Consider the following 25,466-nt stretch of genomic DNA (forward strand, 5'->3'; position numbering starts at 1 on the left):
GATGTTGATGATAGAACCGGATATGGAAGCATTCGAGGAGAATTATCGGGATGCACTCGGGTATCACCGCAGAGCGGAACAGTTCTTGCGTGAGAAACAGCGGCTAAGTCTGGTATTCAACGTTGGCTCTGTCGCCCTTGAGCGTTACCTGGTGGCCTTATGTCATTTGTACGGTATAATGCCCTTGAATCACAATTATATCTGCCTGATGAATGCCGTGGAGAGTGTTGTTGAGGTTCCGAAGGAGCTGAACAAGGAGATCCGCTCGCTCGATTTCATCTTCGGCATCTGTTCGTTGGATGATTATTTCCATGGAACCCCGAAGCCGGAAGACTCTGCAAGAGTGCTGTCCATGTGCAAAAAGGTGGTCCAGTTGTTTGATCAGGTGAAGATTGCTGCTCTCAGAACTGCTGCTGCGATGTGAAATCACTGATTGTCTTACGTAATCCGGTATTTAACTTAAAAAGAAGCTTGCGCAGCCTTCCGCTCTCCGGAGGGCTGTTTTTTTATTGATTAGGAAATTAACCGATGTATGCATTTATCCCACGAAGCGGGCGTTGAGGGGAAGTGAGGGGAAGAAGTGCCCCTCTGTCAAGAAAGTAGACGTCACAGAACGGTTTAACAAATAAATAGCTTATCGTTACGGACAGCAGAGACGTTAAGTCTGCGGAAAGCACCTGAGTCCCGATCTTACGGACACCAACGCCTTTATTCCGCCCGAAAAGTGGAGCTGGCATCCCTCTCATTTCACCTTCCAGCCCACTTTCGGCGCATTTAAAGGGATTTATCCCTCTCATTCTTCCATCTCGTCCACTTTCGGCACATTCAAAGGGATTTATCCCTCTCATTTCACCTTCCAACCCACTTCCTGCGCATTTGAAGGGATTTATGCCCCTGATTCCGCTAGGAAGTGGGCATTGAGGAGAAATGAGGGGCAGAAGTGCCCCTGATTCTGATGGAAGTGGGCGTTGAGGGGAAATGAGGGGCAGAAGTGCCCCTGATTCTGATGGAAGTGGGCGTTGAGGGGAAATGAGGGGCAAAAGTGCCCCTGATTCCGCTGGAAGTGGGCGTTAAGGGGAAGTGAGGGGCAAAAGTGCCCCTGATTTCGCTTGAAGTGGGTTGGATAAGGAGGTTATGGGAGTAGGAGGTACAATATAGGAGTCCTCGTGAGTTGTGCAATTCGCCGGCCGGGCGATTTTTTCTTATGTTTATGTCATGATGCATAACATTGATATGCGTATTTTAGGCGAAATTACAAAAGAATCAGATTTCCAATTGATTTTAGTGACAAAATCAGTTTAAAATATACACAACAAGTTAGTTATTCTAACATATAATTAAATCATCTTATGCATTCATAGCGAATTGAGAGGTGGAGCGGTCATGATTGAGGAAAAGAAACGGCAGGAACAACTGGAGCTCCCGCGTGATTGCACCTTCTCGCCAGAAGACTGGCGTATATTGGCCCAGTACTGGTATCCGGTGGCGAGGGCGGATGAGGTTCAGGACAAACCGCTTGCGGTGAAGCTGCTGGATATGAAGCTGGTATTGTACCGCAGCGAGGGCAAGGTGGTGATTGCCCGGGATCTCTGCTTCCACCGCGGAGCCCCCTTAAGCAAGGGCTGGGTTGAGAACGGCGAGATTGTCTGCCCGTATCACGGCTTCCGGTATAATTGTGAAGGAAAGTGTACAGCGGTGCCGGCGCATCCGAGCAGTAAGATCTCACCCAAATTGAAATTGATTGTATATCCCGCTGTCGAACGTTACGGCCTGATCTGGACCTGCCTTGCCGGTGCACCGGAGCAGATTCCAGCCTTCCCGGCCTGGGATGATCCCGACTACATTAATATTCTGATTCCGAGCTTTGATATTGCCGGGTCCTCCGGGCGGCAGATGGAAGGCTTCCTGGATGTGTCGCATTTCGCTTACGTGCATACGGCAACCTTCGGTGACCGCAACAACACTGAGGTTCCCCAGTATAAGGTATGGCGTGAAGGGGATACGGAGCTGGTGGCTGAATATTGGAGTACGGTCAGCAACTATGGCAAAGGGCAGGAGAACCCTGCACCCGAAGGGTTCATGTGGCTGCGCGAGTTCCGCGTATTTGCGCCGTTCGCCGCTTCGCTGACGGTCTACTTCCCGGATGAGGGCAGGCTGAAGATCCTAAACTGTGCCTCCCCGGTATCCGCCCGCTATACCCGGCTGTTCTGCCCGATCTCGCGTAACTTTGATAAGAGTGCCCCTGTAGAAGATACAATCAAGTTCAATCTGCAGGTGTTCCAGGAGGACGCGGAGATGGTCGAGTCGCAGACGCCGGAGGATCTGCCGCTGGATCTGCAGGCGGAAGCCCATATTCCGGCAGACCGGACATCGATTGCCTACAGACAACTGCTTAGCAGCTTGGGCCTGGGCAAGAATTACACGTCTTAACCCCAGGCGAAGCACCTTCGGACGGTTGTTTATAAGCGTATACGTACGCTAAAATAAGAAAGCAGCCCTACGGTCAGCGGATGACCGGGGCTGCTTTTGTTTGTGCTTGTGAAGAAATAAATGGCAGTATAGTTTAAATATATAAATACTATCCCTGGAGCTTGAGCGGTTGCTTTAGGTAAAATATGGTGGTTGGGATTCCCGTACAGGAAATCACCACGCAAATTAGATTTGGAGGAGATATTATAAACTATATTGAGGTTGCCCAAAAAAGCACTGCACACTTACTTCCCTTGGTATCAGAATTGTACGGATTAAACGGCTACGAGTTCGGGCAGATTGAAGCGCATGAGGGAGGACGTAATGTGGTATACACCTGTGAAAAAGCAGGCGCCGGCCCCAAAATACTCCGGTTCGCTTTCCTGCCTGACCGTAGCCGTGAGGATTTCCTGGGTGAACTGGAGTATATCCGCTACCTGTATGAGCATGGAGGCAGTGTCGCGAATGTGCTCAGCTCCCGGAACGGAAATCTGCTGGAGGAGATTACTCACGATAACCACAGCTATTTCGTCAGCCTGTTTGATAAAGCCGCAGGAACAATGCTGGCGGAGCATCAATACCGGTACAGGGATGGTGTACCCATTACCGAATATTATTATAACAGCGGTAAAGTGCTGGGGAAGCTGCACCAATTATCGAAAGAGTACACGCCGGTCCATCGCCGGTATGGTTTTTTTGACAAATTCAATCCCGCATATCTGGATGAGCTGATTCCTGAATCCCTGACCTTGCTTAAGGGGAAGCTGATTGAACTGCTTAACACCCTGAGAGAAGTGGAAGTGAACCGGGAGACTTACGGGATGCTTCATTTCGATTACAATGACGGGAATTATTCAATAGATTATGATACGGGGCAAATCACCGTATACGATTTCGACAATTGCTGTTTCGGGTGGTATATGTTTGATCTGGCGGCGCTTTGGACACATGGAGTAGGCTGGATACAATTTGAGCCTGATTCCGCAAAACGCAAGGAATTCATGGATGAATACTTTGCAACTGTTCTCGCAGGGTACAGATCTGAGACCGGAATTGAATCGGCGGTGCTGGAGCAGCTGCCCTTATTTATCCAAGCAACTCTTATGGAGAGTGTTGTGGATGCCTTTGAGGTCATGCGGAATAACGGCGGGGAACCGGAATGTGACGAGAGGCTGTCTTTTCTCATTAAATGCCTGGAAGACGATATTCTGTATAACGGATTTTTCGATGAGATTTACTCGTGCGACGAACCGTTTGAGTATGAAGGGTGAAACAGATGCCGTCCCTCAGAGGGCGGCATTGCCGTTTCTATCGGCGGAATTAAAATAGGTTGATAACCTAAGTAATTTGTGCTTTAATTCAGTAGTACAATTTATGCCTACACCAAATGTGAGGAAGTGAACAATCGCTAGTCCTTATATGGCAACAGCTGGAGCAAAGACGTCTTGCTGTGCATATTATTGAAACGTGATGTAATTCTTTCTGAAATATAAGGAGATAGAGACCGCTTATGAAAAAATCATTTGATATCCGAAACAAACCTATATTGCTGTTCACTTTTCTCCTGCTGCTCAAGAGTGGAGTGGCGTGGTATGTTGTTTTTAATGACGGGCCTAACTGGAGTACAATGTTTACGGAAATTCCGTTCTTCCTCATTGTGTTCAGTCTCATTGAATGGCTGGCTCGCAAACGGAAGATTCTCTATTATATGGTGGCCAATCTGTTTATAACGGTCATATATTTCGCCGTATTGATGTACTACAAGTATTATGGCGTTATTGCCACTTATCACGCTCTGCAGCAGGCAGACAAAGTTACGAAGGTAGGGGAGAGCACCTATTCCCTCATCACTCCTTATTATCTGTTTATCTTCGTCGATGTCGTGTTCTTCCTGTTCCTGATGTTCCGGCCGAAATACATTTCGCTCTGGAAAGAAAGAGGCGCAGTGCGGATGAGCCGGCCGGTGCTTACACTCATTACTGCGGTTTCCTTCGGGCTCTGCATCTTCAATATCTGGCCTAACCATGCGAGCATGAATGAGATCAAGAAGGCCGAGAGTATGGGCATCCTCAACTACGAGGTGTATACCCTGTTTGCCGACACGACGGAGAAGGAAGAGATCATCGACAGCAAAGAGATCACGCAGACAGCGGTTAATGAATTGAAAGGCATTACGATGCCTGAGTCCCCGCAGTATTTCGCTGCCGACCAAGGCAAGAACCTGATCGTGGTACAGATGGAATCCTTCCAGAACTTCCTGATCGGCCTGACCATTGACGGACAGGAAGTTACGCCGAACATTAACAAGCTGGTGAAAGACAATACCTACTTTAATAACTTTTACACGGACGCAGGCCAAGGCACAACCTCGGACGCGGAGTTCGTGGTGAATACTTCTTTTTATGTGCCTAAGAATGAGCCGGCGACTTCCTCCAATTATATGAACAAAGCACTGCCGGGCCTGCCGGGTCTGCTGAAATCAAACGGCTATCATACGTATACCTTCCATACCAACAGCGTGGATTTCTGGAACCGCAAAGAACTCTATAAAGCCATCGGATTCGATAAGTATTATGATCAGAGCTTCTATGGCGACGATGACCATATTGCTTTTGGTTCTTCGGATGAAGTGCTGTTCGCCAAAACCGTTCCCGAGCTTGCCGCTCTGGACGCGAAGGAAGATCCGTTCTATGCCATGGTAATCTCCATGAGCGCTCATCATCCTTTCCGTCTGCCGGAGGAGAAGCTTAAGATGACTCTGCCTGAGCAGTATCAGGGGACCTTGCTTGGCGACTATATTCAGGCCCAGAATTATGCGGATTATGCGATGGGGCAATTCCTGGATGAACTTAAGGAAAGCGGAGTTTGGGACGACAGCCTGATTGTCTTTTACGGGGATCACCAGGGTGTGCCGCTCTATGCGCTTGGCGATGGCGAGAAGGATTGGCTGAAAGAGCTGATCGGGTATGACTACGGTTATACCGACATGTTCAATATCCCGTTCATTGTGCACTCGCCGTCCGGAACGCTGCCTGCCGAGATCGGGCATACCGGCGGACAGGTTGATATTCTGCCGACTGTAGCCAACCTGCTGGGTGTATCTGTGGAGAATCAGCTGCATTTCGGGGAGGATCTGCTGAATCAGGAGACCAACCTGTTACCGGTCAGACATTTCCTGCCGACGGGGTCTTTTATTAACAATTCAAGCATTTATGTAACCGGAGAAGCCTATGCGGACGGGACCAACTTCAGCCAGAAGGACAATTCGGTGATTGCCGGCGGATCGACTGAGGCGCAGTTTAATAGCGTGCAGCGGCTGCTGAATATGTCTAACAGTTACCTTGAGCAGCTGCCGGATCGTCCGGATGTTCAGTCAGAAGATTAGATTCAGATTTGAAAAAAGGCAGACTCAACAGCCGTAATGGCTGGCGGGTCTGCCTTTTCGTAAGCTACACTGTATAATTTTCCAGCGAAATAGTCCATTTCCCGCCCTGATGCTCGATGGTGTGCATGCTTGTGTAGGAAGCCGGAAATTTACTGCCGCGGTTATTCCAGTCTAATCCTCTTATAATATGATAGATGATATTAATGACTCCGCCGTGAGTAACAATCATGATGTTACCTTCGGGATTGTTGTCTGCCTGGTCTTCGCATAAGCGGGCGAACGCTTCCTTGATGCGCGTGAAGAACTCCAGCGGGCTTTCGCCGCCGGGATAACACTCGTCCATCCGCAAGCCGGAGAAATACAAACCGGGAAACCGTTCATTTACGATTTCGTTCGGCATGCCGGCGATCACGCCATTATTCATTTCTCTCCAGTCCATACTGCGTTCGAGGGGGATTTCCAGTTCTCTTGCCAGCTCACCGGCCGTATCCAGAGCCCGCTGCAGATCGCTGCTGACAATGCGCTGTATGTTGAACAAGGACTGGTTATCCCGGAGGTGGCGGCCGAGCTTCTCAGATTGTCGGTAACCTTGCGTGATAAGTCCCCGCTGGCTCCATCCTCCACGGAATCCTTCATCATCTTTGCCGTGTCTTACCAAATAAATCGCCAATGTTCCTTCGGCCTCCTGTTCTGTAGAGAGTAAGCATGCTTCCTTATGCGGGATGCCCTGCTAAGTTTATCACTCACTTTCCAGATTTATCAAGAGGAGAAGTTACAACCGGGATAACGAAGCTTGATAATAATTCGGACACGGGTCTGCGTTTAGGCGGGGCGGGTCAACGCATTAATTAATTCTCCGGTACGAATACTACCCGCTGCTGGCTGCCTGCCGGAGTATTCCATACTTCTTCAATCTTGGACAGCGGACAAGCTATAGGGTTAGCATTAAGCTTGCCTCCTGCAATAGCTTCGATCAGCGCCGGGAATTCGGCCAGATATCCGGCCGGAGTCACAGACCCTTGACCGCTGCCGATGATCTGGAAGTTGGCCGAGCGGAGTGCTGCAGAAGGGATGACGGCATCCGCTCCGGCAACAGAACCGATCTGAATCCAGGTCAGCAGCCGGCTGCGGTCAGTCCGGATGGTCAGCAGCGGAATCATAGCCAGCCCGGCAGGCTCTCCCCACAGATAGTCGAGAACGATGTCCGCATCGGATGCCGCCTCGCCGACACGCTGGGCAGCTGCTTCAGGATCACCCGCGAGCGACACAGTTACATCAGCGCCGAGCCGCGTAAGCGAACGGAGGCGCTCTTCGTCACGTCCGGCAGCCATAACCTTGCTTGCACCGAGAAGCTTGGCGATCTGGACAGCCATCTGTCCGGAATTGCCCGTTGCCCCCAGAATCAGAACCTTGAACCCGGGCTGCGCCTCAACCCGGCGGCGCAGGGTCACCCAGGATGACATGGCCGGATTCATAGCGGCAGCGATGAGTACAGGGTCGGCATGAGCCGGTATTGGCACACTGCGCCGCAGGTCAATTACGGTTTTGTCGGCAAAAGAGCCTAGAGCAGTATCCGTTGCGACGAAATAGACTAATTGACCGTCCGGCAGCCGGCCAACCCCGTCGATACCGGGGATTAGCGGCAGTTCATCCGTGCTGGTGTAGTGGGAGCCATCCGCCTGTGCCCGTACCCGGAGATGTAACCCGGCAGCAAGGACTTCAACCAGAGCTTCATGGGCTCCTGACGGTACAGGAGTATCGAAGAGTTCATATTTTGGACCTGAATCGAAGGATCGTACAACAGCAGCATACATCATTGTGGCCTCCATTTGCCCAGTGGGCGGGTTATTTGTTTGTGACACAAACTAATAAGTTTGTAATACAAACAATATAGTTTGTTTCACGTACAAAGTCAACGGCGATTATGATACAATGTGGACAGCAGGTTAGATAAATGATGAATTACGGAGGGACGTATATGAGCAGTTACGAAGATTCTTTTGATAAACTGGATGATCTGTCGATTGTGGACAGTCTGGTGCAGCTATCCTTCCTGATCCAGAACATTCTTGCCAGAATAGGGGCGGAGCATGATCTGTCGATCATTCAAATCCGGCTGCTTGGGATACTGCGGGACCGGGAACCGGGTATGCTGCAGCTGGCTAAGCATCTGGGACTCGATAAGTCCAGTATTACCGGGCTAGTCGACCGTGCCCAGCGCCGCGGACTGGTTGAGCGGACCGTGTCACCGGCTGACAAGCGGGGATTTAATGTGAAGGCAACTGCGGCAGGGTGGCAGATAATTCATGAAGTCGGGGAGCAGATTGAGCGTCAGATTATGGAGGTAACCGCAGGTCTTACTGAAGCGGAACGTGCACAGACCATTGCTCTTGCCAGCAAGATTCTGATTACTGCCCCCGGGACGAGCCGTTGAACAGAAAGAAAAGGCCATCCGCAAGGGATGGCTCCGGCTATTTATATACTCCCCGATAGCCTTCAGGTAATAATTCCGCTATTTTTTTCATTATGTATGTGAGGGTGAACTCTTCATATTCTTTTTTATCCTGATCCTTCGCCCGCTGGAGCAATTCAAATGGTTGCCCGATATGGATATGAACATCTGCCTTATTGAACGTTTCCGCCTTCATATCGCCATCTTGATGTATGGGTAAAAGCTTCTCTGTCCCATATAACCCGACAGGTACAATTGGAGCTCCGGTTAATCTTGCTATAAGAAGGATACCTTTCTTTGCTTCAATTAAACTGCTGGCTCTGCTTCGGGTTCCTTCCGGGAAGATCAGTAAGCTTTCCCCTTGTTTAACAAGCTTGATGATTTTTTCGAGACCCTCTTTGTCAGCGGTATTGGGCTTAATAGTTGTAGTCTTAATTACATTGACACCGATACTGGTCACTGCATTATTGGACAGCTTTTCACCTGCTACAAAAGTCGGATCAATCGCCTTCAGTGCCTTGTCCAGAACTAATCCATCCGAATTGCTTAGGTGATTACATATAAAAATAACCGGTGTTTGTATTTCTTTTAAGTGTTCACTGCCGGTTATATGTATATTTGCATATTTATTCAGGTATTTATTTATAATATTTTTCGATATGGATGTGACCCATTTATCCGGTAAAACATTTATGATTCTTGCCGTTGTAGCGGAAATCATGTGTTTATCCCTCCAATATTCACTTGTCATCAAGGATATCATATCCTGGCGTGAAGATTAATGTCTATTGGAAGAACGAATAAGACCTCCATCACTGGAAGCCTTATGTATTCTACTCCATCTCCATAGTGCCTTTAACCCTTGCTAAATATTCCGCATAATAGAACAGCAGTATACCCAGGAGAAAAAATCCGCATCCAAGCAAACCCTCTTCGGCCATCCGTGTAAGGATGGTTGTAAATTCTTTATCCCCGGTACGAATGAGCAGCTTCGTCGCTTCTACACCTCTTGTCAGCGGGAAGAATTCAGATAATCTGTACATCCAGTCCGGCATATGAGAACGCGGGAAGCTGGCTCCGCTGAACAGAAGTAACACGCTTGCAAGCAGATTGGACCAGATATGCATCGACGGCGACCAGAGCGCAAAGCTTGAGATCACAAACCCGAGTCCGCAGGCAGCGGAAATGGAAACGGTCCATACGAGGCCAAGCCAGGCCAGCTGCTCTCCCGAGAAGGTAAGCCCAAAGATCAGCATTCCGAAAGCGAGTCCAAGTGCTGCCGTGAACAGGCCGCTGACGATATGAAAGATAGCCCGGGCAAAGAACACGCCTATTTTGCTGGCAGGGCTTGCTACTACCAATTGGAGTGTACCCATCTGGCGGTCAGAATTGATAACGGTCATCATGCCGAAGACCGCGTTCATCACGCATAGCAGAAGCGCATTAGAAACCACATAACCGGCAAGATTGCTTCCCTGGAAAGCGTATTTGGCCAGCATTGCGAAGAAGAGCAATTGGCTTAACGGATTAATGACCATAACCATCAGATAGACACCGGGATTAAGCCAGCCGAACAGTGCTTTGAACGACAGGTGCGCATGACGGTAAAACCGGGCAACAGCTTCCATTTTAGAACACCCCTAAATTTCCGTTTATTCTGGCCCGTCTCTCTACAAGCCGGTAGTAGATAAGAGAAATAACGAGATAAAAGACGGTTAACAGCAGCAGTACTCCCCAAGCGACAATAAGCTCATCCTGTTTCATATCCTTCCTGCTAATGATTCTTAGTAATTCAATAGCCCAAGTAGGGGGCAGCACCCATGATAAAGGCTTGACCCAGTCCGGAAGTACGGAGACCGGAAACATAAAACCGCATATGAGATACACCGGATATTCCAGCATGTTCATCAGGGCATAAGCCTGGCGGGACAGTGTAAAGGACATGGCCAGAAAGAAGGAGAAGACCGACAGCGCGCACAGGACAAACAGGTAAGCAAGTATGAATTGTAGCGGATGCCCGATAATCACGGGAACGCGGTAAATGACGATTAAATAAAAATAAGAAATCAGCATGGATAATATTCCCCATAGTGTGTTGGCTATAATTTTGCCGGCCAGCGTGAGCCCGAATGGGGTTGGTGCTGTGAACAACAGTTCTAAAGTTCCATAGTACTTCTCACGGTTAACATCACTGGCGGAAGAGAATACGATGGAGGACCAAAGGGTAATGAACCCGGAGCCCAGCACAACATACTGAAAAATTTGCTCCGCAGAAGATTTTCCATATACTAATATCGCTATGGTTGAGAACAGGAATGGCATCAGGAAGATAATAAACTGGAACATTGGACGGGCGAGCGAGAGCTTCATATGTACTTTAATCGTATGGAGTAAGGATCTCAGATCCGGTGTAAGGGTGTAACTCATGAGGCATCCCCGCCTAATATTTGAATGTAGACATCTTCCAGAGTGGGAGTAGTAATCGACAAATTCGCCATTCTTACCGGGCCAGCAATATAATATAGCTCCATGATGAGCTCCTGGGGAAGACGGGTTTGAATACGCAAGCGCTGCAGCTGCTCCGGCTGACCGGTTTGCAGACGGAGGGTTGCCGGATGCGCCGTGATTATCGCCCGTTCCTCCTCTGTCAATTCAGAGATGCTGCAGGTTACAACGGAAATCTGATTGATTCGCTTCTTAAGCTCCTCTGGAGTGTCCAGTACAGAAATCAGCCCTTTATCAATAAAAGCTATCCGGTCGCAGAGCTCATCCGCTTCAGGCATGTAATGTGTAGTGAGCAGAATCGTCGTACCTTGGCGCTTTAAATTATGCAGAATATCACGCAGCTGCCTCGCGCTCACCGGGTCAAGCCCGATCGTCGGTTCATCCAGGAACAGAATTCTCGGCTCATTCACCAGACCGCGGGCAATCTGCAGCTTTTGCTTCATGCCTTTGGAGAAGGTTTCGACTCTGCGGTGGGCAACTTCGGTCAATCCTACCAGCTCCAGCAATTGTGGAATCCGGCTCTTCTGCACCTGGCGGGGGACTTTATATAAATCTGCAAAATAAGCGAGATTATCATAGGCCGATAACCGCCAATACAGATTGCGCTCTCCGCCGAGAATAAAATTGATCTGTGAGCGCAGCCTCTTGAATTCCTTCACAGGGTCAAGCCCGAGAATACGAACCTCGCCGGATGTCGGCGTTAGCAGCGTGGTCAATATTTTAATCGTTGTTGTTTTACCAGCGCCGTTTGGACCTAATAACCCGAGAATCTCCCCTTCACGCACAGAAAAGCTGATACCCTGAAGAGCCTCGACGACCTTTCTCTTTCTTCTGAAAATGCCTTCCTCGGTTTGATAGGTTCGCTTCAAATTATGCACCTGAATGATTTCTGTGCTCATGTAAGATGATCACCTTTCGTATATAAGATAAACGTCTTATATTAAAATAGCATCCTATTTCTATTTTAGGCAAGTACATTTTTATGATGAAATGAAAAACGACCACCCGGTTAACGGGTGATCGTCTAATTCACAGCTGTTCCATTTGCACAAATGTACTCAGCTCTTGCAGCAGCTTGTCGAACCTGGAATGATCAAGCTCGAAATATTTAATGTTGCCAACCTTCTCCTCAACGATCAAGCCGGCTTGCTTCAATATTTCCAAATGATGCGAGATTGTCGCAGTCGTTAAATCAAGTGTGTTCGCAAGCCTTGCCCCGTACTCCTTGTGCTGATGCAGAATCCGCAGAATCATAATGCGGTTACGGTCGGATAATGCCTTCAGCTGCTTCTCCAGCTCCAGGCTCCGCTCCAGGGTATTTAATGGAGTGTTATAACAGCCATAAATAACGATGCAGGTATGATTATCGAATATCCGGATATGACGGGGAGTCAGGAAATAGGAAGGGATGAAGTAGAACGTCTGATAGTTACTGACTCTGCGAAATGATTTTTCCATCAGCTTTTGCGCCAAGTGAAGCGGCTCCAGCCCGAAAGCCTGAGCTTCTTGGATGGCAGCTTCATATAAACCTTGCTTAGTGTTCAGGTGCTCCCGAAAGACAGCCGAGGTTGTTATCTCCAGCAGCAAGCGATGGATGGATACACGAATCGGCTTTATATCAGTGAACATGACCTTTATAAATTCCGGCTTACCGCCAAACATGGAGGCCGGATTAAGGCCAAAATCAGCAGTTGCATCCGGATGGAGCAAAGCTTCAGCAATCTGCTGCTGTGGCACTTCCCCGCCAAAAATATAGAATAGATAAGACTCGTCAGACAGCCCGGAAATTTCATCCAGGAATAACGCCATATCATTGAAATGGGGAAACGGAATAAAAAACTCATACAGGTACATAAAATCCCAACGGCTTCTTATTCTCCAGCTAGTAATAAAGGCAATGGCCTCAGCAGATAACGCCTGATTCAACAGCTCTTGCTCATGCTGTGCATAGGAATGCTGGTCAGCCCCGGTATAACTTGATAATAATGCAATAGCTTCCGCTACAGAAGAGATTGTATGTATAACTGTCTTAGTAACGTTGTTCTCACTCTGTTCGAGCGCCAATGGACATCCCCCTTTACTCTCATTTCAACATAAGAGATGAAACTTCTTTTGTCAAATTGCCGGTGCGCGCTTATATCTTGACAGCAGCAATTCAGCCATGATAACTTTACGTTAGATTAATAAAGGCAATGTAACCTTAGGGTTCAACCTCGCTGAGAAGTGGGGTTGGACCCTTTTTGCATTCCCGGACCAGAGGAGGATTCATATGCGGAGAACAGAATTGCTGCTGCAGCGGCTGGAGGAAATCGGCAAGTCACTGGAGCGCACAGGTGATGCACTATTATTATTAGGCGTTGGTTCCGTAGGGGTCGAGACGGCACGGATGGATGAGTATTCAGATTTGGACTTTTTTGTCATTGTGAAGCCGGGCGTGACCCGGAGATATATCGACCGGTTGGATTGGCTCGAAGCCATACAACCTCTTGCCTATGCCTTCAAGAATTCGGATCTTGGATATAAGGTATTGTTCGAGGATGGGATATTCGCAGAATATGCTGTATTCGAGGAATCGGAGCTGGCGGATGCCTCCTATACGGAGGGCCGGGTGATATGGAAGAATCCCCTGTATGCCAATACGGCAATCGCCAGACCTTTAAGACCCCTCCCTTCTCCGAAGGAGGATTCCCTGGACTTTCCTTTGAACGAAGCCTTAACCAATCTATACGTAGGCCTCGGACGTTATGCAAGAGGTGAGCGTCTATCCGCTACGCGGTTTATTCAGGGATATGCTATAGACAGGATTCTGTCTGTACTCCATCTGCTGGAGGACGAGGTTGATTATTATCCCGACCCGTTTGGAAATGAAAGACGGCTGGAGAAGAGATACCCCCGTTTTGCTGAAATTATCGGAAGCATGATACAGGGTTACGATCATGTTCCCGAATCGGCACTAAGCATTCTGGATTTCTTAGAAGCAGTGTATCCGGTCAATCCAAGGTTAAGCGATGAGATCAGGCGGTTAGCCAAGCTAATGTAAAGTAAAGGTCTTACTTCCTGTTATGGGAAAGAAAGGTTCTTGAATTTCTTTCCCGAAATGCAGGCGGGGTGGAATTTGTGGTATCTTATTTCCGTCAAAAGAAATAAACGATTAAACGAAAAGGGATGATTTTCGTAGACCAGGAACTTGTGGCTGCTCTTGCCACCGAATTTAGGAACTCGCTCAAGGTGCTGAACGCAGTCGGAGATGAGACCCGGCAGGCCATCCTGATGGCCTTGCTTCAAGGGCCGCAGAACCCCGGCATGCGTGTAGGTGAGATAAGGGTGGAAACCCACTTATCCCGGCCGGCTGTTTCGCATCATCTGAAAATATTGAAAGAGGCACAGATTATTAGCGTCCGGAAAGAAGGAACCCGCAACTATTATCGTCTGGACACCGGAAGCAAGCTGATGTTGATGAAAAGTCTGGTGAACGAAATAGAGAAGGTCCTTGCACAATGTGATGGACAAGCACGGGAGCAGTAATCCGGAAGATTAGGGAGGGGGTCCGCTAATGAATCAGACAGTTCAAGCCGTGAACGGGGTAAATATTCCTCAACTCGGGTTCGGCCTCTATAAGATCAAGAATGGGGAAGCCTTTGAGCGGACGGTAGAGAATGCTATCCGGAGCGGGTACCGCCATTTCGATACTGCGAAAATTTACGGCAATGAAGCGGCACTGGGCCGGGTGATCCGGCAAAGTGGTATGGACCGGGAGGGATTCTTCCTTACGTCCAAAGCCTGGACGACAGACCTTGGGTATCATGCAACGAGAAGGGCGTTCGAGGAGACTTGCCGGAAGCTGAACGTAACGTATCTCGATATGTATCTGATCCATTTCGCCGGTCCTCATTATGTTGAGGCCTGGAAGGCGATGGAGGAGCTGTACGATGAAGGCAGGATCAGAGTCATAGGTGTGGCCAATTTCGATATCCGCCATCTCGAGCACCTTAAGAAGAACTCCCGGATCCTGCCGATGGTGAATCAGATCGAAACCCATCCGGAATTTCAGCAGAAGGAATTGCATGACTACATGTTTCAGAATCAGATTCTCCATGAGGCATGGGGGCCGCTGGGGCAGGGAAGCAAAGTGCTGCTGGAGCATCCGGAGCTGGCAGCAATTGCTCATGCTCACCGCAAGTCGGTTGCCCAGGTCATTCTGCGCTGGCATCTGGAGCGCGGAATTATTGTTATCCCCAAATCGTCGAATCCTCAAAGGATACAAGAGAATAGCGAAATTTTCGGCTTTGAGCTGAGCGGGGAGGAAATGGAGCGAATCCGGCGGCTGGATACGGGGAAGAGATATTCCGTAAACCCGGCAGGTCTTATGGTCAACCCGGTGTACGTGAAACTAATGAAGCTATTCATTCCAAGGTAAGTCCGCATAGAGCCTTATCATAAGCAGTCAAGGTGCTTTCGTTCTCTCCGCCAGTGAAGCAATCGACTCCATGTCCTGATCGGTTAACTGACTCAGAAAATGCCTGCGTATTGCCTTGGAGACTACGGGAAGGGCAGCCTCCAAGGCGGATCTGCCGGCAGAAGTAATGATAATTTGTACACCCCGGTCTGTGTCCAGCGGTTTTCTTTGAACAAGCCCCCGTTTCTCCATCCGCGTCAGATGATGGGATAACCTGCTTTTATCCCAGTCCATGGAGTCAGCCAGCTCCTGTTGGCGAAGCTTCCCGTCTCCGAATTGTACTAACCGGTCTAATACTCCGAAATCGCCTTCGGATAACCCGGTATGCTCAGACATCTCTTTCACAACCCGGCCGAAGATCCGTTTGAAGGAACCTTTCCACATATTCCATATTTGCATTTCATCTTCGTTTAATTCGCTCATATTGTCCATAGAAGGATCATAGCATGGTTGACGCATCAACCACAAGGTGGTATTGTGTGTTTATTGGTTGACATGTCAACCTGAAGATTTATAAACATACTAGGAGTGTGACTATTCAATGGAATATGTGAAGCTTGGACGAAGCGGACTGGACGTTTCGAAGTTAAGTCTTGGAACCATGAGCTTCGGGGTACCTGAGCGCGGCAATACCCCGTGGTCGTTGAATGAAGAGAACAGCAGACCGATTATTAAAAGAGCAATAGAATTAGGCATTAACTTTTTCAGTACTGCTAATATGTATTCCGACGGCACAAGTGAAGAAATTCTCGGAAGGGCAATAAGGGACTTTGCCCGCCGGGACGAAGCGGTGATTGCCACGAAGGTGTTCGTACCGATGCGTAAGGGTCCGAATGCAATGGGCCTTTCCCGCAAAACCATAATGACCGAAATTGATAACAGTCTACGACGGCTTGGAACAGACTACATTGACCTGTATCAGATTCACCGCTATGACCCGGATACGCCGGTCGAGGAGACGATGGAGGCACTCCACGATTTAGTGAAGGCGGGCAAGGTGAGGTACCTTGGAGCATCCTCCATGCTGGCCTGGCAGTTTGCGAAGGCGCAGTCCACCGCAGAGCGAAACGGCTGGACAAGATTTATTGCTATGGAAAACAGACTTAACCTGCTGTATCGGGAAGAAGAAAGGGAAATGCTCCCGCTATGTAAAGATCAGGGGGTAGGGATCACACCTTATCTGCCTCTGGCTGCGGGCCGGTTAACCCGGGATTGGGATCAGCTCACAGAACGATCAGAGAAAGACCAGGTAGCCAAGGCGATGTTTACCAGAACGGAGGAAGCGGACCGCAAAGTTGTACAGAGAGTTGCCGAGGTTGCTGCGAACCGTGGACTTCCGCGCGCACAGATTGCGCTTGCCTGGCTGCTGCACAAGGAGGAGGTCACAGCTCCGGTCATCGGGTCGACCCGCATCAGCCAGCTTGAAGATTCGGTTTCGGCATTGTCTGTTCAATTGACATCTGAAGAGATCACAAGTCTGGAAGAACTTTATATCCCTCATCCATTCATCTAAACAGCCTGAAGTTTTATTAAAATGTGATTCCCGCTATATTTGCAAGAAGAAGGGCGCCGGGCTGCGCCCTTTTTTCCTGAAATATAAGAATTTATATGTTTCACATGATAACTTATCCTTCTATTTCTCGCTGAAACGGTACCGTCCTTACAAAAGGACGGCAAAGCCGTTTCTACTTGTTTGTTACATTTTAACGAGACAGCTCTGCAAAAGCATGCTATGCTATAATCAATTACCGACAGACAGTCGGTCGGCACAACTTAAGGAGAACTAAACTATGAGAATTGTAAAAGAAGCCGAAATACGCAGAAATGAAATCCTTGACGCAGCGGAAGAGCTTTTCGGCCAGAAGGGCTTTGACGGAACCAGCACGGGCGATATTCTGGGCAAGGTCGGGATTGCACGGGGGACGCTATATTATCACTTCAAGTCCAAGGAGGATATTATGGATGCGCTGATTGAACGGACGAATGCCAATATTCTGGGGGCCGCGCAGCACATTGCCGCTGACAAGAGCATACCTGTCATTGACCGGATTCTCCGCGTGGTTATGGCACTGAACATTAGCGGCGGAGGCGGAAGCAGCACGGAAATCATGGAGCATATTCACAAGCCGCAGAACGCGCTTATGCATCAGAAGATTCAAAAGGCGATCATCAGCGGTGTTCCGCCGATCCTGACGCCAATCATCTGCGAAGGCATTGAGCAGGGAATATTCAACACACAGTATCCCTATGAATGTATGGAAATGGTTGTGATCTATGCGAATACGATTTTTGATGATGATATGGTTGAAATGACAGATGAGGTGCGCATGTCACGCATACTGGCGTTTATTTCGAACGTTGAAAGGCTGCTGGGTGCGGAGAGCGGAAGTCTCATGAGTGTAATGCAGATGTTTGGCTATGGAGATGGAGCTAGAGATGATGATGGTGAATAGTTCCGGCACAGCCTTCAGTAAATTTCTGCTGCTCTGGTCAGGACAGCTGATTTCAGCAATAGGAAGCGGGCTTACCTCGTTCGGGCTGGGCATTTATATTTATCAGCAGACCGGTCAGGCATCCGCGATGGCACTGGTCACTTTGCTGGCGTTTATGCCCTCGCTGTTATTAAGCCCTGTGGCGGGAGTGCTGGCGGACCGCTATGACCGCAGGCTGCTGATGGTACTCGGCGACAGTCTTTCCGCAACAGGGCTTATTTTCATTCTAATCTGTTTACTGAACGGAGAAGCGCAGCTGTGGCAGATTTGTATAGGAGTGACTATTAGCTCGGTGTTCTCCTCGCTGCTTGATCCGGCTTACAAGGCTACGGTTACGGATCTGCTCAGCGAGGAGCAATACACGAAGGCTAGCGGTTTTGTTCAGGTGGCTGGTTCAGCCAAATATCTGATTTCGCCTGTCATCGCCGGATTTCTGCTCGTTGTTTCAGATGTGAAGCTGCTGCTGATCATCGATATCTGCACATTTTTCGTAACTGTTGCTACAACGCTTGCTGTACGCAGCGGTCTTGCTTCCAAGCAACCGGAACAGGCTCAAGCGTTTATCCGCGAATTCAAAGACGGCTGGAGAGCTGTTTCCGGTAAACGGGGCGTGCTGGTGCTTGTGATTATGACCTCTGTAATGACATTTTTTATTGGATTCATTGAGACCCTGTCCATGCCGATGATTCTGAGCTTTTCGGACAGTGCTGTATTAGGTACGCTTGAGACCATTATCGCCTCGGGGATGCTTGTATCGAGTGTGATTATAGGAATGCTGCCGATGAAGAAGGGTTTTGTCAGAATCCTGTCAGTGTCGCTGTTTGGCTCAGGGATAAGTATGGCAGCCTTCGGACTCCGGGAGAATATTGTGCTGATCAGTATTTCGGGATTTCTCTTTTTTGCCATGCTGCCGTTCACGAACACAGCCTTGGATTATCTGGTCCGCACCAACATCGATAATTCCGTTCAGGGAAGAGCGTGGTCATTGATTGGATTGGTGTCACAACTGGGGTTTGTCGCCGCTTATACGCTATCCGGTGTGCTGGCGGATTATGTGTTCACTCCATTACTGGTGACAGGCGGAGTGCTTGCCGGCAGTGTGGGGGAGGTCATCGGCACAGGCAGCGGGCGGGGCATGGGACTGCTCATTATCATTGCAGGCCTGCTGTTAAGCGCAGCCTCGTTAATCATTTATAATTTGAAATCGATCAGAAGCCTTGAGAACAGGGGTGACGTATGTACTACCGAATAATCCGCAATGATATTCTCAAAAGCAAAGGGATTACCATGACCACCATGATCTTTGTGGCTGCCGCGGCTATGCTGGTTTCTCTGTCTGCGATACTGGTCGTCAATCTGTCCGGGGCCATTGATACGCTGATGAAGCAGGCCGGAACACCGCATTTCATGCAGATGCATTCCGGTGAACTGGATAAGGCGCGGTTTACCGCCTTTGCCGAGCAGAACAGCAAGGTTGACGAATTTCAGGTGCTTGATTTCCTTAATGTCGAAGGTGCACGGATTATAATCGACGGCAAATCGCTTGCGGACAGCGTTCAGGATAACGGCTTCAGCACGCAAAGCGGGAAATTTGATTATCTGCTGGACCTGGACGGAAATGTGATTACGGCAGCTGACGGTGAGGTCTATGTTCCGGTTACCTATATGAAGGATGGAACCGCAAAGGTTGGGAGTACGATTGCTGTAGCCGGCAAGAATTTTACCGTAGCAGGGTTTCTGCGTGATTCACAGATGAATTCACTGCTCGCCTCGTCCAAGAGATTCCTCGTTAGCCCGCATGATTATGCGGAAATTAAGGATTCAGGAAGCACCGAATATCTGATTGAGTTCAGACTCAAGGACTTGTCCACGCTTGGCGCATTTGAAACAGATTACACCGCAGCAGGCCTTGAAGCCAACGGACCGACCATTACCTATCCGCTATTCAAAATGCTTAATGCCATATCCGACGGACTCATGATTGCAGTCATCCTGCTGGCAAGCGTCCTGGTGGTTGTTATTGCATTTATGTGTATACGCTTTACGCTTCTTGCAACCATAGAAAGTGATTACCGCGAGATCGGTGTGATGAAAGCCATCGGATTACGTGTTTCAGACCTGAAGAAAATCTATCTTGCGAAATACGCAGGTGTGGCGGCGCTGGGCAGTATTCTCGGATTTGCGCTTTCATTCGTATTCAGAGGTCTGCTGCTTGAGAATATCAGGTTATACATGGGGGAGAGTGAGAACTCTGCGCTTGCCTTAGGCTGCGGGGTCATTGGTGTACTGCTTGTATTCCTTGCGGTTACCGCTTATGTGTACAGGGTGCTGACGCGCTTCCGGAAGATATCCCCCGCAGAAGCCATCCGCTTCGGCACTTCACAGGATCATCCGGCGGGATCGAAACGTTTCAATCTGAGCAGCAACCGGTTGCTGAACACGAATATTTTTCTCGGTGTCAAGGATGTCCTGTCCAGAAAAAGTCTATACGGCACAATGCTCGCTGTACTCGTGATCTCCGCATTTATTATGATTGTTCCCCAGAACCTCTACAACACGATTGCCTCCAAAAGCTTCATCACCTACATGGGAATCGGGGACAGTGATCTGCGCCTGGATATTCAGCAGACTGGCAATATTGCTGAGAAGGCGGCAGATATTGCACAGGTCATGGATCAAGACGCGGCCATCTCCCGGTATGCAGTGCTGACAACGCAGGCTCTCAAAGTGAAGCTGGGGGATGGATCGGAAGAACGCTTAAAGGTTGAGCTTGGCGATCATTCGGTCTTCCCGGTGGCCTATTCCCAGGGAAACGGACCGGCTGCTGGCCATGAAATTGCCCTCTCCGCTGTGAACGCGGATGAACTGGGCAAGAAGCCAGGCGATGCTCTTACCCTGATGATCGACGGGGAGGCCCGGGAGCTCACGGTAAGCGGCATTTATTCGGATGTGACCAATGGCGGGAAAACGGCCAAAGCCGTGTTCAGTACGAAATCAGCGGAGGTCATGTGGTCCGTTATTTACGCAGAGCTGACGGATTCATCTCTAACCGGCAGCAAGGTAACCGAATATGCGGACCGTTTCAATTATGCGAAGGTGTCAGGCATCGATGAATTCGTTACGCAGACCTTCGGCTCTACCATCAGCTCAGTAGGTAAGGCCTCATGGGCTGCCATTGCAGTGATGCTGTTCATAAATGTACTGATTACGCTGTTATTTATGCGGATGCTTGTGGCCAAGGACCGGCATTCCATTGCCGTCATGAAGTCACTCGGTTTTACAAACTCGGATTTGACAGTACAGTATTTCTCACGTTCGCTATTTGTCCTCCTTATCGGGATGGTTCTCGGCACATTGCTGGCAAACACGCTCGGGCAGGTACTTGCGGGTGTATTGATTTCCTCATTTGGAGCTTCATCGTTCAAGTTCGTAATCAATCCGCTTTCGGCGTATGTGTTATGCCCGCTGATGATGGCAGGTTCAGTGCTGACTGCCACGATTATCGGTACAGCAGGAACAGGACGAATTCAAATATCCGGGAATATTAAGGAGTAGATCATGGAGATGAAGAAGATGCTTACCGGTATAAATATAACCAAACATTACGGAAACGGTGATGACAAGCGTAGGGTTCTGGACGGAGTGTCTATTGATATTGATAAAGGGGAATTCGTTTCGGTTATGGGACCTTCGGGCTCGGGCAAGTCGACGCTGATGTTTGCGCTGAGCGGGATGGAGCGTTTTGACGCCGGACGGGTTACCTTTGCCGGCAGGGATCTGGAGACACTTGCGGAGAATGAGCTTGCTGACCTGCGCAGAACGGGGATGGGCTTTGTGTTTCAGCAGCCGACATTGATGAAGAACTTGAACATCCTGGATAATATTATTCTTCCGTCCATGCGTGACAACAGGCGTAACGCTGCAGGGATTACAGAGAAAGCAAGACAGCTGATGCAGAAGGTGGGGATCGCGGAGCTGGCGAAGCGGGATATTACGCAGGCCTCGGGAGGGCAGCTTCAGCGTGCGGGGATATGCCGCGCATTGATGAGCAGCCCGGGCATTATTTTTGCTGATGAGCCGACCGGTGCGCTTAATCAGGCTGCAGCCCAGGACATTATGAACCTGCTGTCCGGGATCAATGAGGAAGGGACTGCGGTCATGCTGGTCACTCATGATGCAACCATTGCTGCGAGGACAGAGCGGATTATGTTCATGTGTGACGGCAGAATCGTCAGCGAAATGCGGCTGCCGAAATATAGCGGCAAGGATATAGACGGCCGGATGAACAAGATCACGGTGAAAATGCGGGAAATCGGGATTTAATAATAGCTAATGAACGATTAGCGCGGGCTGATCGTATTATAGTTATTTGCTGACACCAATGAAGAGGTGAGAGGACATGCTGACGATCAAACATTTTACGAAGAGCTATAAAGGCGGGAAGAAGGCGGTAGATGACTTAAGCTTAGTGGTCGAGCGGGGCGATATCTATGGCTTCATCGGACATAACGGGGCGGGCAAAACAACAACCATCCGTGCTGTAGTGGGCGTACTTGATTTTGAAGAAGGAGACATAGAGATTGACGGAATCTCCATTAAAAAAGATCCGGTAGCCTGCAAAGCGAATATTGCCTATATTCCGGATAATCCCGATCTGTACGATCATCTTACCGGCATCCAGTACCTGAATTTCATCGGCGATCTCTTTAGTGTATCCAAGGCCAACCGTGAACGGCTCATTAAGAAATACAGCGATGCCTTTCAGATTACGGCCAATCTGGGCGATATGATCTCTTCGTATTCTCACGGCATGAAGCAGAAGCTTGCGATTATCTCAGCGCTTATACATGAGCCCAAGCTGTTGGTGCTGGACGAACCTTTTGTAGGACTGGATCCCAAAGCTGCGCATACGCTGAAAACCATCATGGCTGAGCTGTGCAGCAGCGGAGGGGCGATCTTCTTCTCGACGCATGTGCTGGATACGGCAGAGAAGATATGCAATAAGATCGCGATCATTAAGGCAGGCCAGCTCATTGCCCATGGCAGCACTGAAGAGGTGAAGGGCAAGAACAGCCTTGAGGAAGTATTCATGGAGTTGATCGACAATGATTAATATCTGGAGATTGACGAAGCTGCAGCTGCTGTCCTCCTTCGGCCTGAATAAAGCGCTGCATACGAAAGACCCTGCAGAGAGACGCAAGGCGCTGCTGCTCAGCATAACGATTATAGCCGGTGTACTCATGATAGGAGCGGTGTCCTTCAGCTACAGCTTCATGATGGCCATGGCTTTCGAGGAGCTGGGGCGGATGGATCTGCTGCTGGCTATTATGATGGCAGTTACCTCGATTGTCGGGTTCTTCACCACAGTCTATAAGGCCAGCGGGGTGTTATTCAGCTATAAGGATTATGATCTGGTGATGTCGCTGCCGGTGAAGACGAGTCATGTGGTTGCGAGCCGGGTGCTTCAGCTGTATGTGATGAATCTGTTTTTTACACTGCTGGTTATGCTTCCTGCGGGCGCGGTCTATGCGATACAGGTCAGTCCGGGTGTGCTGTTTTATCTGTTTTTTGGAATGACACTCTTATTCATCACCTTGCTGCCGATTGTAGCGGCAACGATTATAGGCGCACTCATCAGCTGGGTTTCTTCAAGATTTAGAGCAAGCAAGATGATTAGTGTTGTATTCACTTTTGCCGTCCTTATTGTATTCATGCTGGGTTCGTTTAAGCTTGATGGAGACCAGCAGGAGCTTGCTGATGTGGGGACAGGGCTGGGCGATGCGATCTTTAAGCTGTATCCCCTGGCGTCCGTGTATGTCGATGCGGTCTGCTCGTACCGGGTAAGTTCACTGATCTTCTTCATCGGCCTGTCTGTACTTGCATTTGTACTCTTTTCCACTGTGCTGGCAACCCGGTACAAAGCTATTCATACAGGCCTTATGACCAGCCACGCAGCCAGCAGGTATACCATGAAGCCGCTGCATGCGAATTCTGCTTTTAAGGCATTGTACTTCAAGGAGCTGCGCCGCTATTTCAGCTCAGCCAATTATGTGCTGAATACGGGTATCGGTATGGTGCTATTACTGGTTATGTCAGTTTCCTTATTGTTCGTCAGCTCAGAGAAGCTTGGGGTCGTGCTCGACATTCCGCAGTTATCGGAGTATTTGAGCACGCTGAGTCCGCTTGTGGTTTCCTTATTTGTGGTTCTGAGCTGCACTACGGCAAGTTCGGTTTCGCTTGAAGGGAATCATTTGTGGATTTTGACAAGCTCGCCCGTATCCAAGCCAACCATTATCCTCAGCAAAGTTGCCGTGAATCTCACCATTACGATACCGGTCATAGCCGTGAGCTGGGGACTGCTTATATATACGCTGCGGACCGGATGGATGGAAAGTATATTAATGCTTGTGATCCCTGTGCTCTATGCATGCTATTCAGCCATGCTGGGTGTGATTGTGAACCTGAAGCTGCCTAAGCTGGACTGGACAAGTGAGGTTACGGCGATCAAGCAGAGTGCAGCGGTGCTGGTATCGATGCTTCTGGGATTCATCAGTCTGGTTGTTCCGGCCGCACTGTTAATGCTGCTGAGTACAGTGAATGGAAATCTCATCCTGCTGGGCTATGGAATCCTTATGGCAGCGGTATGCGCCGGAATGTACAGATATATACAGGTTAGCGGGGAACGTTTGTTTCAGAGGCTGTAGCCATACAAAAGAAACCACTCTTAAAATAGGATTAACCCTTTCAAAGAAGTGGTTTCTTTGTGCTATCTATGAACAATGCTCATCAAAGCCCCTTATGTTAATCTATTAAGGTTTAGTACCGCAGGCCATAAAAAATAGCATCATCGCATGCGCATCCGGGGAACGGCAGAATTGTTCATAAGCTCGGTTCAATTCCTCATACTCATATTCCGTAATGATACCTGTCTTATAGAACCCGGTGAACCGGTTAATATCAAATTGCCGCTTGAAGCCTTCTATACCATGCAGATCGCTGTGCTGGAGGATGGCATCCATATCTACGTCTGTATAGCCGGAGCCGGATAACAGGCGTGGCAGGCTTCGGCCAATGTTGCGGTTTCCGCCTCTTGAAGCCTGCTGCTGGACCAGCTTTTGGATAATAGCAGGCATAACCCCGATTTCAGGCTCAATTGCCCCGAACATCCCGTCGTCCACATCGATAATGACCAATTTGCCGCCAGGTTTGAGGACACGTCTAAGTTCTGCTGCTGCCTGCTGCGGGTTATGTAGATGAAGAAAGATTAAACGGGCAATAACAAAATCATATTGATTGTCAGGCAGTCCAGTCTCATACACCGAAGCGTGGGCGAAGGTAAGCCGTGATTCGTGGATGTGGCTTAATCTGAGCTTAGCCTCTTCAAGTAAAGCATCATCGATATCGAGGGCTGTGATCTCACTGTGTGGCAGGTGCTCCAGCAATTGACCCGTGACAAATCCCGGACCTGCACCGGCCTCCAGAACCTTCATCCCGTCTGTCAATCCGAATTGCTGCAAAGTGCGGTACTCTTTATTCCAGCCCATCAAAGCTTGTTCCTGCAAGCGCAGCAGTTCAGCTTCTGCTCCGATACTGACATTCTGGAAATTATACGTTGAGTTACGTGCGTTCACCGATATTCCTCCCACCAGTCTATTTTATATCAGGTATAGATTAGATAATTTTACCATATCACCTGTTTGAGTCAAA

The 25,466-nt window shown here is 49.1% G+C and carries 24 protein-coding genes; 15 read left to right on the forward strand and 9 right to left on the reverse strand.

Translation table 11 applies throughout. The annotated features are described in order from the left end of the window. The first annotated feature begins 1 nt into the window (after nucleotide 1). From PBOR_RS13570 to PBOR_RS13590, 4 genes are all read left to right on the forward strand, one after another. Nucleotides 2–424, forward strand: a complete 423-nt coding sequence (locus tag PBOR_RS13570; protein WP_042212392.1) for a hypothetical protein — start codon at nucleotides 2–4, stop codon at nucleotides 422–424. A gap of 959 nt (nucleotides 425–1,383) precedes the next feature. Then, entirely contained in the window at nucleotides 1,384–2,430 is a 1,047-nt protein-coding gene (locus PBOR_RS13580) for an aromatic ring-hydroxylating oxygenase subunit alpha (RefSeq protein ID WP_042212397.1), read from the forward strand. A gap of 293 nt (nucleotides 2,431–2,723) precedes the next feature. After that, a complete protein-coding gene (locus PBOR_RS13585; protein WP_245648164.1) occupies nucleotides 2,724–3,740 on the forward strand; it encodes a phosphotransferase enzyme family protein in 1,017 nt (338 codons plus the stop codon). Between the two features lie 239 nt (nucleotides 3,741–3,979). Further along, complete coding sequence (locus PBOR_RS13590; protein WP_042212400.1) at nucleotides 3,980–5,854, forward strand: LTA synthase family protein; 1,875 nt, start codon at nucleotides 3,980–3,982, stop codon at nucleotides 5,852–5,854. 64 nt (nucleotides 5,855–5,918) lie between these two features. Here the strand turns inward: PBOR_RS13590 and PBOR_RS13595 are convergent, their stop codons facing one another. Together PBOR_RS13595 and PBOR_RS13600 are read right to left on the reverse strand one after the other, a co-directional pair. Then, entirely contained in the window at nucleotides 5,919–6,524 is a 606-nt protein-coding gene (locus tag PBOR_RS13595; protein WP_042212402.1) for a histidine phosphatase family protein, read from the reverse strand. Nucleotides 6,525–6,702: 178 nt separating this feature from the next. Next, nucleotides 6,703–7,671, reverse strand: a complete 969-nt coding sequence (locus tag PBOR_RS13600; protein ID WP_218918906.1) for a quinone oxidoreductase family protein — start codon at nucleotides 7,669–7,671, stop codon at nucleotides 6,703–6,705. 161 nt (nucleotides 7,672–7,832) lie between these two features. Here PBOR_RS13600 and PBOR_RS13605 point away from each other — a divergent pair, with 161 nt between their 5' ends. After that, nucleotides 7,833–8,288, forward strand: a complete 456-nt coding sequence (locus tag PBOR_RS13605; protein ID WP_042219387.1) for a MarR family winged helix-turn-helix transcriptional regulator — start codon at nucleotides 7,833–7,835, stop codon at nucleotides 8,286–8,288. A gap of 37 nt (nucleotides 8,289–8,325) precedes the next feature. On the opposite strand, the gene PBOR_RS13610 is transcribed toward PBOR_RS13605, so the two are convergent. The 5 genes from PBOR_RS13610 to PBOR_RS35460 all read right to left on the reverse strand — a co-directional run bounded on the left by PBOR_RS13610 (nucleotide 8,326) and on the right by PBOR_RS35460 (nucleotide 12,875). Further along, nucleotides 8,326–9,027 carry a lysophospholipid acyltransferase family protein gene (locus PBOR_RS13610; RefSeq protein ID WP_042212405.1) on the reverse strand — a complete coding sequence of 234 codons (702 nt, stop codon included), beginning with the start codon at nucleotides 9,025–9,027 and terminating at the stop codon, nucleotides 8,326–8,328. Nucleotides 9,028–9,139: 112 nt separating this feature from the next. Beyond that, the gene (locus PBOR_RS13615; protein WP_042212407.1) at nucleotides 9,140–9,934 is read right to left on the reverse strand and encodes an ABC transporter permease; all 795 of its coding nucleotides are present in this window, start codon (nucleotides 9,932–9,934) and stop codon (nucleotides 9,140–9,142) included. 1 nt (nucleotide 9,935) lies between these two features. Next, nucleotides 9,936–10,733, reverse strand: a complete 798-nt coding sequence (locus PBOR_RS13620; protein ID WP_042212409.1) for an ABC transporter permease — start codon at nucleotides 10,731–10,733, stop codon at nucleotides 9,936–9,938. Further along, nucleotides 10,730–11,710 (reverse strand): ABC transporter ATP-binding protein, encoded by a 981-nt coding sequence (locus PBOR_RS13625; RefSeq protein ID WP_042212411.1) that lies wholly within the window; start codon nucleotides 11,708–11,710, stop codon nucleotides 10,730–10,732. Before PBOR_RS13625 ends, PBOR_RS13620 begins: the two co-directional genes overlap by 4 nt. Before the next feature lie 130 nt (nucleotides 11,711–11,840). Further along, the gene (locus tag PBOR_RS35460; RefSeq protein ID WP_052429469.1) at nucleotides 11,841–12,875 is read right to left on the reverse strand and encodes an ArsR/SmtB family transcription factor; all 1,035 of its coding nucleotides are present in this window, start codon (nucleotides 12,873–12,875) and stop codon (nucleotides 11,841–11,843) included. A 205-nt stretch (nucleotides 12,876–13,080) separates the two neighbouring features. Here PBOR_RS35460 and PBOR_RS13635 point away from each other — a divergent pair, with 205 nt between their 5' ends. The 3 genes from PBOR_RS13635 (at nucleotide 13,081) to PBOR_RS13645 (ending at nucleotide 15,228) form a co-directional block, all read left to right on the forward strand. Then, complete coding sequence (locus tag PBOR_RS13635) at nucleotides 13,081–13,851, forward strand: hypothetical protein (RefSeq protein ID WP_042212414.1); 771 nt, start codon at nucleotides 13,081–13,083, stop codon at nucleotides 13,849–13,851. A 125-nt stretch (nucleotides 13,852–13,976) separates the two neighbouring features. Next, nucleotides 13,977–14,336, forward strand: a complete 360-nt coding sequence (locus PBOR_RS13640) for an ArsR/SmtB family transcription factor (RefSeq protein WP_042212416.1) — start codon at nucleotides 13,977–13,979, stop codon at nucleotides 14,334–14,336. A gap of 28 nt (nucleotides 14,337–14,364) precedes the next feature. After that, a complete protein-coding gene (locus PBOR_RS13645; RefSeq protein WP_042212418.1) occupies nucleotides 14,365–15,228 on the forward strand; it encodes an aldo/keto reductase in 864 nt (287 codons plus the stop codon). 27 nt (nucleotides 15,229–15,255) lie between these two features. Here PBOR_RS13645 and PBOR_RS13650 read toward each other — a convergent pair whose 3' ends face one another. Then, nucleotides 15,256–15,690, reverse strand: coding sequence for a MarR family winged helix-turn-helix transcriptional regulator (locus PBOR_RS13650; RefSeq protein WP_245648166.1), 435 nt, complete (start codon nucleotides 15,688–15,690; stop codon nucleotides 15,256–15,258). 118 nt (nucleotides 15,691–15,808) lie between these two features. Here PBOR_RS13650 and PBOR_RS13655 point away from each other — a divergent pair, with 118 nt between their 5' ends. The 7 genes from PBOR_RS13655 to PBOR_RS13685 all read left to right on the forward strand — a co-directional run bounded on the left by PBOR_RS13655 (nucleotide 15,809) and on the right by PBOR_RS13685 (nucleotide 24,463). Continuing rightward, on the forward strand, nucleotides 15,809–16,780 hold the full coding sequence (locus PBOR_RS13655; protein WP_042212422.1) for an aldo/keto reductase: 972 nt from the start codon (nucleotides 15,809–15,811) through the stop codon (nucleotides 16,778–16,780). 277 nt (nucleotides 16,781–17,057) lie between these two features. Then, the gene (locus tag PBOR_RS13660) at nucleotides 17,058–17,720 is read left to right on the forward strand and encodes a TetR/AcrR family transcriptional regulator (protein ID WP_042212424.1); all 663 of its coding nucleotides are present in this window, start codon (nucleotides 17,058–17,060) and stop codon (nucleotides 17,718–17,720) included. Then, nucleotides 17,713–19,011, forward strand: coding sequence for an MFS transporter (locus PBOR_RS13665; protein WP_042219389.1), 1,299 nt, complete (start codon nucleotides 17,713–17,715; stop codon nucleotides 19,009–19,011). The genes PBOR_RS13660 and PBOR_RS13665 overlap by 8 nt, the downstream gene beginning before the upstream one ends. Next, the gene (locus PBOR_RS13670; RefSeq protein WP_042212426.1) at nucleotides 18,996–21,314 is read left to right on the forward strand and encodes an ABC transporter permease; all 2,319 of its coding nucleotides are present in this window, start codon (nucleotides 18,996–18,998) and stop codon (nucleotides 21,312–21,314) included. The genes PBOR_RS13665 and PBOR_RS13670 overlap by 16 nt, the downstream gene beginning before the upstream one ends. Nucleotides 21,315–21,323: 9 nt before the next feature. After that, nucleotides 21,324–22,082, forward strand: coding sequence for an ABC transporter ATP-binding protein (locus tag PBOR_RS13675; RefSeq protein ID WP_174479858.1), 759 nt, complete (start codon nucleotides 21,324–21,326; stop codon nucleotides 22,080–22,082). 76 nt (nucleotides 22,083–22,158) lie between these two features. Next, complete coding sequence (locus PBOR_RS13680) at nucleotides 22,159–22,872, forward strand: ABC transporter ATP-binding protein (RefSeq protein ID WP_042212431.1); 714 nt, start codon at nucleotides 22,159–22,161, stop codon at nucleotides 22,870–22,872. Further along, nucleotides 22,865–24,463, forward strand: a complete 1,599-nt coding sequence (locus tag PBOR_RS13685; protein ID WP_042212433.1) for a hypothetical protein — start codon at nucleotides 22,865–22,867, stop codon at nucleotides 24,461–24,463. Before PBOR_RS13680 ends, PBOR_RS13685 begins: the two co-directional genes overlap by 8 nt. A 105-nt stretch (nucleotides 24,464–24,568) precedes the next feature. On the opposite strand, the gene PBOR_RS13690 is transcribed toward PBOR_RS13685, so the two are convergent. Next, on the reverse strand, nucleotides 24,569–25,390 hold the full coding sequence (locus PBOR_RS13690; protein WP_042212436.1) for a class I SAM-dependent methyltransferase: 822 nt from the start codon (nucleotides 25,388–25,390) through the stop codon (nucleotides 24,569–24,571). Between the last annotated feature and the right edge of the window lie 76 nt (nucleotides 25,391–25,466).

This window comes from Paenibacillus borealis, assembly GCF_000758665.1.
GTDB lineage: Bacteria > Bacillota > Bacilli > Paenibacillales > Paenibacillaceae > Paenibacillus_AQ > Paenibacillus_AQ borealis.